A 7,386-nucleotide genomic window follows, 5' to 3' on the forward strand; every position below is an offset into this window, starting at 1 on the left:
GCCCCTCCCACCGCCGTCGTCACACCGGTTGCTCTTCCAGCCGGGTCTCCTCGCTCTCGCCGGCGCCGTTCGCCCTCGCGGGCAGGAGCAGGGCGGTGACGACCACGGCCACCGACAGCACCGCGCCGACGACGAAGGCCAGCCGCATGCCGCCGAGGGTGGCGATCACCTCGGTGGCGCCCTCGGATCTCAGGACACCGGCTCGCGCGCTCATCACGGTGATCACGAGCGCGGTGCCGAGAGCCGCGAAAACCTGCTGCAGCGTGCTCAGGATCGAGCTGGCGTGGGAGTAGAGCGGCGGCGGGACCGCTCCGAGCCCGAGGGTGAACACCGGGGTGAAGGTAGCGGCCAGGCTCACCATCAGCAGCGCGTGCAGGCCGAGGAGCTGCCAGAACGGCATGGTCATCGTGACCAGGGCGAAGCCGGTGAGCGCGAGCGTGATCCCGATCGCGCCGGGGATGACCAGGATCCGGCCGCCGAACCGGTCGAACAGGCGGCCGACGACCGGGCCGAGCAGCCCCATCGCGAGGCCGCCCGGCATCACGAGGAGTCCGGCCTGCAGGGCGCTGAGCTCGCGGACGTTCTGCAGGTACAGCGGCAGCAGGACCATCGAGCCGAGCATCGCCATGAAGGCCACCGACATCAGGATCAGCGAGACCGTGTAGGTGCGGTAGCGCAGGGTGCGCAGGTCCAGCAGCGGCACACCGCGCTTCTGCAGCGACAGCTGGCGGAAGACGAAGGCGGCGATGGCGACCAGGCCGGCTCCCACGATCGCGGTGGCGAAGGCGATGTCACCGCCCTCGAACCGGCTGAGCCCGTAGACCAGGCCGCCGAAGCCCGCGGCCGCGGTCACCACGCTCAACCAGTCGACGGTGCTGAACTCGGGCTCCCCGACGTTCTTGAGCTGCCTCAGGCCGCCCCACGTGATCACGGCCGCGATGGGGAGCACCACGGCGAACAGCAGCCGCCAGGACCCGAACTGGAGGATCACTCCCGAGACCGTCGGGCCCATGGCGGGCGCGACCGAGATGGCCAGGGAGACGGTGCCCATCACCCGGCCCCGGTCACCCTCGGGCACCACCTGCATCAGCGTGGTCATCAGCAGCGGCATCATCACGGCCGTCCCGGACGCCTGGATGATGCGGGCGCCCAGCAGCACCTCGAACGACGGCGCGACGGCTGCCAGCGCCGTGCCGAGCAGGAACAGGCCCATCGCGGTGGTGTACGCGCTGCGGGTGGACACCCGCTGCAGGAACCATCCGGTGACCGGGATGACGGCGGCCATGGTCAGCATGAAGGCGGTCGAGAGCCACTGCGCGGTCTGCTCGGTGATGTGCAGCGCGCTCATCAGTCGCGGGATCGCGTTGATCATGATCGTCTCGTTGAGGATGACCACGAACGTGGCGAGCACCAGTAGCCGGATCACAGCCGGGGTGCGACCCGGAACGGCGGGCACGGGCTTGGCGGGTGAGTCGAGCTGGGGGCTGAGCACGGTACCTCAATCGGGGTCGTCGGACATGGCGCGGTCATGGCCGGCGTGCCAGCCCTGGGTCTCGCAGAAGTCGCGGTCACGCAAAGAATGACCGTCACCACCGACAAAACTCATCGCTCGTCCACAGCATTCCGGCAAGTGGTGCGAGAGTCATCCGATTTTCGCCGGCGGACGACGATCCCCCGATCACGCGAAGGAACCCCCAAATCGCCCTATGACCTGCGCGAACACCGCACACCCCACTACCGGGTGCCGGGTCGCCACAGTGGCGCACATCACCAACCGGGAAAAGCGTCGATCCCGGATGGCCGTCCCGCAACCGCGGCCGGACGACCCGGCGATCCGAGCCGGCCCCGCTTCGTCGGCAGCCGTCGGCGCGAACGCCGCCGTCGGCGCGAACGCCACCGCCGCCGCCGTCGCGACCGCGACCGCGACCGCGACCGCGACCGCGACCGCGATAAGGACGATCAAGCGTCGTTTCATGCCCGACTCCCTCACGCGGGATCCGCGTATCTCGCCCCAGGGAGCCCCCCGGGATCACACCCTGGCCGGGACCGGAAGGAGAAACCGGCCATGAGCCTGTCCACAGCGTTGAACCGGGCTGGGTAGATCCTCGCGGTGGGCTCGGCGGCCACGGCGGAGGTTCCTGATGACTCCGCCACCGGCTCGACGAACCGGGACCGACACATGCTCGGCGGCCACGTAGAAGGCCCTCGGTGACTCCGTCAACGGCTCGACGAACCGGGACCGACGCATGTTCAGTGGCCGCGTAGGAGATTCTCGGTGTAGGTCATCAGGTGGGCGGCATCGTCGGGATCGAGAGTTTTCAGGGACTTCTCGACCGGCCGCCCCCTGTCGATCGCGGAGAGCGGGTCGGCCGGCGGCTCCCCGATCCATTCGACGATCGGCCGGACCGCGTCGGCCACCGGACGGGCGAAGAACCTCCCGAGCAGCTTGATCGAGCCGCGTACCAGCGGATTCGGGTGCCCGTCGGCCCCGCTGCGGGTGAATCCGGGGTGGTAGAGCACGTAGCGCGCCTTGCTCCCCGCCTGGCCCGCGAACGCGACGCCGAGCAGGTCGTTCGCCCGGCCCGCCTGAAGCTGGGCGCGCACCTGGCCGTAGCGGCGCGTCAGCTGCGGGTCATCCCAGAAGATCCGGCCCGCGGTGGTCCCGACACCGGCGACATTGATGATCACCGGGTTCGGGGCGGCGTCGAGCAGCGGGACCAGCCGGTGGCTGAGCAGGTAGCGGCTCAGGTAGTACAGGGCGAAGGTGAACTCCAGCCCCTCCGCGGTCTCCCGGCGTTTGGCGCTCACCCGGTTGGCGAACAGCGCCAGCGCGTCGACGCTGTCGTGCCGCTCGAAGATACCGGCGACGACCCGTTCGACCTCGGCCGTCGAGGACAGGTCCGCCCGTACGAACCGCAGGTTCGGGTTCGCGGCCCGGTCGAGCAGAGCGCGTCCCTTGGCCTCGTCGCTGCCGATCACGGTGACGTGGTCGCCCCTCGCGAGCCGCTCCAGGGCGGTCGCGCGGCCCATGCCGTCGGTGCCGCCGCTGATGATCACGGTTTTCGGTGGCTGCCCCTGCACGGTGTCCTCCGTAGGCTCGGAATCGGCTGGGTCAATCCTGGGCTCCCCTGCCAAGGGCGGAAAGAAGGCAGTCTCATGTCCGGTACGCACACTGGTGTTCCCTCGGTGCTGGCCCACGAGCTTCCCCGGCCGGTGCCGGTCGACGAGCTCGCGGCGTGCCCTGTCAGCGACGTGTTCCACCGCGTAGGCGACAAATGGAGCATGCTGCTGGTGATCCTGCTCGGAGGCCGCCCGCACCGCTACAACGAACTGCACCGCGCCGTCGAGGGAATCAGCCAGCGCATGCTGACCCGTACGCTGCGCGGTCTGGAAACCGACGGGCTGGTGCGGCGCGAGGTGCACCCGACCGTGCCGCCCAGCGTCGAGTACAGCCTGACCCCCCTCGGGCGAACGCTGCTCGAACCGCTGTCAGCGCTGGCCGACTGGGCGGTGGGCCACGAGGCGGAGATCAACGAGGCCCGGTCCCGTCATGTCGCCACCGGCTCCGTCGCGATGAGCGGGGAGAGTCCTTGAGCGGGGAGAGTCCTTGAGCAGGCAGCCGGTCGCGCTCGCCTCGATCGCGGGCAGTACGTGGGTGCCGTTGTCGTGGATGGTCAGGTCATGGGTGGTCAGGCCGTAGGTGGTCAGAACCAGCACCCGCGCGGTGATGCCGAGCCTGGCCGGCTCGGTGATCGCGGTCAGCCCGTCCATGCCCGGCATGCGCAGGTCCGTCAGGATCACGTCGAGCTTGAGCCCCCTGGCGAGTCGCACGTCCGCAGCGCCCTCCGCAGCGCCGTCCGCGGCCTCGCCCGAGATCGGACCCCGCGTCGTCGGCGCGACCTCCGGCCGCCGTACGAAGTCGATCGCGGCGCACTTGTCCCCCGTGCGAGCTACCCGCGAGTGTCCACCGCGCGGTGACGACTCCAGGCCGCCGGATCCATAGCGTTCTCGACGTGGCCGTCGGGGACCGGCGCGCGTCCGGACCGGCCCCGGCACCGGTCACGGGCCGGGCGCCCGGCGCCGCCGCGATCGTCGGGTTCACCATCGGGCTGGCTCTGGTGACCTACCTGTGGCGCGTCGTGGTGCCGATGGGTGTCTCGATCCTGGGACTGCCCACACCCGCCTACCTGCCGCAGTACGCGGCGCTGTTCAACGTCGGGCTGATCGCGACCCGGCGCGGCTGGCCGGAGGGCCTCTCCAGAACGGCCGGGCGGGCCGGGTTCGCCACCGCGGCCGTCGCCACGGTCGCGCTGCTCCTCGTCCTGGTCTCCGCCGGAGAGGCGATCCTGGGCCACGGAACCCTGCCGTCCCTGATAGCGGCGACCTGCGAGTCGGCGCTCGCCGTCGGCATCATCCTCGGCCTTCTGGTGCTCTTCCGGGAGCCCGGCAGGGCGCGTACCTGGTACGCGCCCTGCCGGGCTCCCGGAAGGTGCTCTAGGCCGTGGTTCTCGTCCAGGGTCAGCGGACTCCGCGCCCCGCGTCGCCCGATGCCTGACGGTGCGGCTCCGGACAACGGGCTGACCCGCTCGGGCGATGCGTGGCACCGATCGACCGGGAGGCGACGTCTATGAACTGTGAGACTCTCCACTTCGATCGGTCTCGGCCTCGCGGCGGCCGGGGTGTGCGGGGCGGCCGTGGTGCTCTCGGGAGCGGTCGGCGAGTCACCGCCCGTACCGGCCACCTGCCCGCAACGCTGGGACGGTGACGGCATCGGCGGCTGGGTGCCCGCCGCCGCGGACATCGAGGGCGTGGAGAAGTCGCTCGTCCCCGGTTCACCGGTGAAGGCCCTCATCTGCGCCTACCCCGGGGACAACACGCGCCCGGGGGGTGAGCGGCTGGCCGGTTCGCGGACGCTGACGGACCAGGCGGCGGCGATGGCCCGTGACCTCGCCTACCTCCCGGTGACCACCACCCCCAGGGGCCGTGTATGCACAGCGATGGGAGGACCGATGACCAACTATCTCATCCGGTTCGCCTACCCCGACGGCAGCGCCCTGTGGGTGGGCGGCGCCGAGGAGGTCAACCGCTGCGCACCGATCACCAACGGCACGGCCGACAGCAACTCCTACGCCGGGCCCGCCATCACCACCGCCTACGAGGACGGGATCTGGCGGCCCGTACCGCCGGAGGACCCCTGCCGCGATCCCGGCGACCGACGGGGGCAGGACGAGCTGATGGTTCCCGGACGCCCCGGCCGCCTCACCGTGTGCAGGGACGCCACGTACGCGAGGCCGCCCTACCGCAAACGGCACAACAGGGATATCGCCCGCACGCTGGCCGCGACCCTGAACTCCCTGGACACCGTGCCGAGCGAGAACACCTGCAAAAGGCTCGGAGCCACCGGCGAACGCGGCATCCGACTCGTGTTCGACTACCCGCAAGGACCCGCCGCCACGGTGAACATCTCGATGGGCTGCGCCCCCGCCATCAACAACGGCCTGCTCCAGGCCGACCTCGACGACCCCGTCCGCGACCAGATCCTCCGCCTCGCCCCACCGTGACGTGGGTCCATCCGTTCCGGGCGTTCACTGCCGCATGAGCCGGAGGCCGCGTTCGCCCAGGCAGCGCGGTGCCGACGCCGGTCCCGGGGCTCCGGCGAGGCGGCGGACAGGTGACGGAACCGCGGCCGGAGGTGACGGAACCCCCTGCCGCAGGTGACGGAACCCCTGCCGGGAAGGATTCGCCGCGAACCGGCCGCGCACGGCGGAAAATCGTCGCCGTCGCTGAACGTTTCATCACCGAGCCGATCTCGTACGGTGCGATCAGATGCCCGTAAGAGCAGATGAAGGCCCACCGGGGGCGGGAGCGCGGGGGAAGGGCCAGGGGCCGCGCTTTGACGCGGATCGGCCACATCGTATTGGCTCCGCGCACCACCACCTCCCACCAGAGAAACGGAGCAGTCCGCCGGTGGACGTGATGTTAGCGCTAACAACAACCGCGACCCCGCGTGTACGTCCGGGTCGCCCCCGGCACGCCATCCACGGGGGCGCCGGACGACGCCGAGCCACGCCCTCCTCTCACCCCGGACACGGGATCGGCCGCCGGGACCGGTTCGATCACGGATCTTCGCCGTGGTTCTCGGCGTCGGCCGTGGAGGTTCTCAGCGTCGGCGTGCGATGTTCCACGGCTCCCCGGCGACGCCTCCCACGACCGGCCGCTCGCCCGGCCTCCTCCACGACCTTCGGCATCACCGCGAACGGCAACGCCGTCACCCCACCACCCGCACCAGTCCCTGACAGCGGCTGGACGAAAAGATGAGGAGCACACACATGCGCCTGCCCTGGAGACCGCGGACACCGCGCCGCTCCGCCGTCACACCGGCGGCCCCGTCCCGACCGGCCGTGCGCCGCGGCTTCGCGATCGTCGCGATCCCGATCCTGCTGGCGGCGGCCGGGCTCATGGCCACGCAGCCCGCGCAGGCGGCCGTCGCCTGCCGGGTCGACTACACCGTCAGTTCGTCGTGGCCGGGTGGCTTCGGCGCCAACGTCACCATCAACAACCTGGGTGACGCGGTCAACGGCTGGCAGCTGACCTGGTCCTTCGGGGGCGGCCAGCAGATCACCCAGATGTGGAACGCCACATCCAGCCAGTCCGGTTCGACGGTGACCGCGACCAACGTCGGCTACAACGGCGCCATCCCGTCGGGGGGCAGCGCCTCCTTCGGGTTCAACGGCTCGTACACCAGCGGCAACCCGTCGCCCACCTCGTTCTCCCTGAACGGCGTGGCCTGCACCGGGACCCCCGGAACCCCCACCCCCAACCCCACTCCCACGCCGACCCCCACTCCCACCCCAACGCCGACCCCGACGCCGACGCCGACGCCGACCGGCACGTGCAACCTCCCGTCGTCGTACCGGTGGAGCTCGACCGGTGTGCTGGCGACCCCGAGGTCGGGCTGGGTCTCGCTCAAGGACTTCACCGTCGCCCCCTACAACGGCAAGCAGCTCGTCTACGCCACCACCCACGACAACGGCACGCGGTGGGGCTCGATGAACTTCGGCCTGTTCACCAACTGGTCGGAGATGGCCTCGGCCAGCCAGAACGCGATGTCGTCCTCCACGGTGGCGCCCTCGCTGTTCTACTTCGCCCCCAGGAACATCTGGGTGCTCGCCTACCAGTGGGGCGGGACCGCCTTCTCCTACCGCACCTCCAGCGACCCCACCAACCCCAACGGCTGGTCGGCGCAGCAGACCCTGTTCTCCGGCAGCATCAGCGGATCGGGAACCGGGCCCATCGACCAGGCCGTCATCGGTGACAGCACCAACATGTACCTGTTCTTCGCCGGCGACAACGGCAAGATCTACCGCGCCAGCATGCCCATCGGCA

At 70.6% G+C, this 7,386-nt stretch carries 8 protein-coding genes; 4 read left to right on the forward strand and 4 right to left on the reverse strand.

The window, feature by feature from the left end; genetic code table 11:
- Positions 1–19: 19 nt before the first annotated feature.
- From ACFFRH_RS35990 to ACFFRH_RS36000, 3 genes are all read right to left on the reverse strand, one after another.
- The gene (locus tag ACFFRH_RS35990; RefSeq protein WP_344743668.1) at positions 20–1,492 is read right to left on the reverse strand and encodes an MDR family MFS transporter; all 1,473 of its coding nucleotides are present in this window, start codon (positions 1,490–1,492) and stop codon (positions 20–22) included.
- Between the two features lie 186 nt (positions 1,493–1,678).
- The gene (locus ACFFRH_RS35995) at positions 1,679–1,975 is read right to left on the reverse strand and encodes a hypothetical protein (RefSeq protein WP_344743669.1); all 297 of its coding nucleotides are present in this window, start codon (positions 1,973–1,975) and stop codon (positions 1,679–1,681) included.
- 275 nt (positions 1,976–2,250) lie between these two features.
- Entirely contained in the window at positions 2,251–3,081 is an 831-nt protein-coding gene (locus ACFFRH_RS36000; RefSeq protein ID WP_344743670.1) for an SDR family NAD(P)-dependent oxidoreductase, read from the reverse strand.
- A 75-nt stretch (positions 3,082–3,156) separates the two neighbouring features.
- Between ACFFRH_RS36000 and ACFFRH_RS36005 the strand changes: the two genes are divergently transcribed.
- Positions 3,157–3,594, forward strand: coding sequence for a winged helix-turn-helix transcriptional regulator (locus ACFFRH_RS36005; protein WP_344743671.1), 438 nt, complete (start codon positions 3,157–3,159; stop codon positions 3,592–3,594).
- On the opposite strand, the gene ACFFRH_RS36010 is transcribed toward ACFFRH_RS36005, so the two are convergent.
- Positions 3,490–4,056: a response regulator gene (locus tag ACFFRH_RS36010; RefSeq protein WP_344743672.1), complete on the reverse strand. Its 567-nt coding sequence runs from the start codon at positions 4,054–4,056 to the stop codon at positions 3,490–3,492. The two genes, ACFFRH_RS36005 and ACFFRH_RS36010, sit on opposite strands and share 105 nt — an antisense overlap.
- Between ACFFRH_RS36010 and ACFFRH_RS36015 the strand changes: the two genes are divergently transcribed.
- From ACFFRH_RS36015 to ACFFRH_RS36025, 3 genes are all read left to right on the forward strand, one after another.
- A complete protein-coding gene (locus ACFFRH_RS36015) occupies positions 4,014–4,631 on the forward strand; it encodes a hypothetical protein (protein WP_344743674.1) in 618 nt (205 codons plus the stop codon). The two genes, ACFFRH_RS36010 and ACFFRH_RS36015, sit on opposite strands and share 43 nt — an antisense overlap.
- A 3-nt stretch (positions 4,632–4,634) precedes the next feature.
- Positions 4,635–5,561, forward strand: a complete 927-nt coding sequence (locus tag ACFFRH_RS36020) for a hypothetical protein (protein WP_344743675.1) — start codon at positions 4,635–4,637, stop codon at positions 5,559–5,561.
- Positions 5,562–6,329: 768 nt separating this feature from the next.
- On the forward strand, positions 6,330–7,386 hold a 1,057-nt coding region (locus tag ACFFRH_RS36025), incomplete at its 3' end, for a non-reducing end alpha-L-arabinofuranosidase family hydrolase (RefSeq protein ID WP_386161959.1).

This window comes from Streptosporangium vulgare, assembly GCF_042428775.1.
In the GTDB taxonomy this organism is placed as follows: domain Bacteria; phylum Actinomycetota; class Actinomycetes; order Streptosporangiales; family Streptosporangiaceae; genus Streptosporangium; species Streptosporangium vulgare.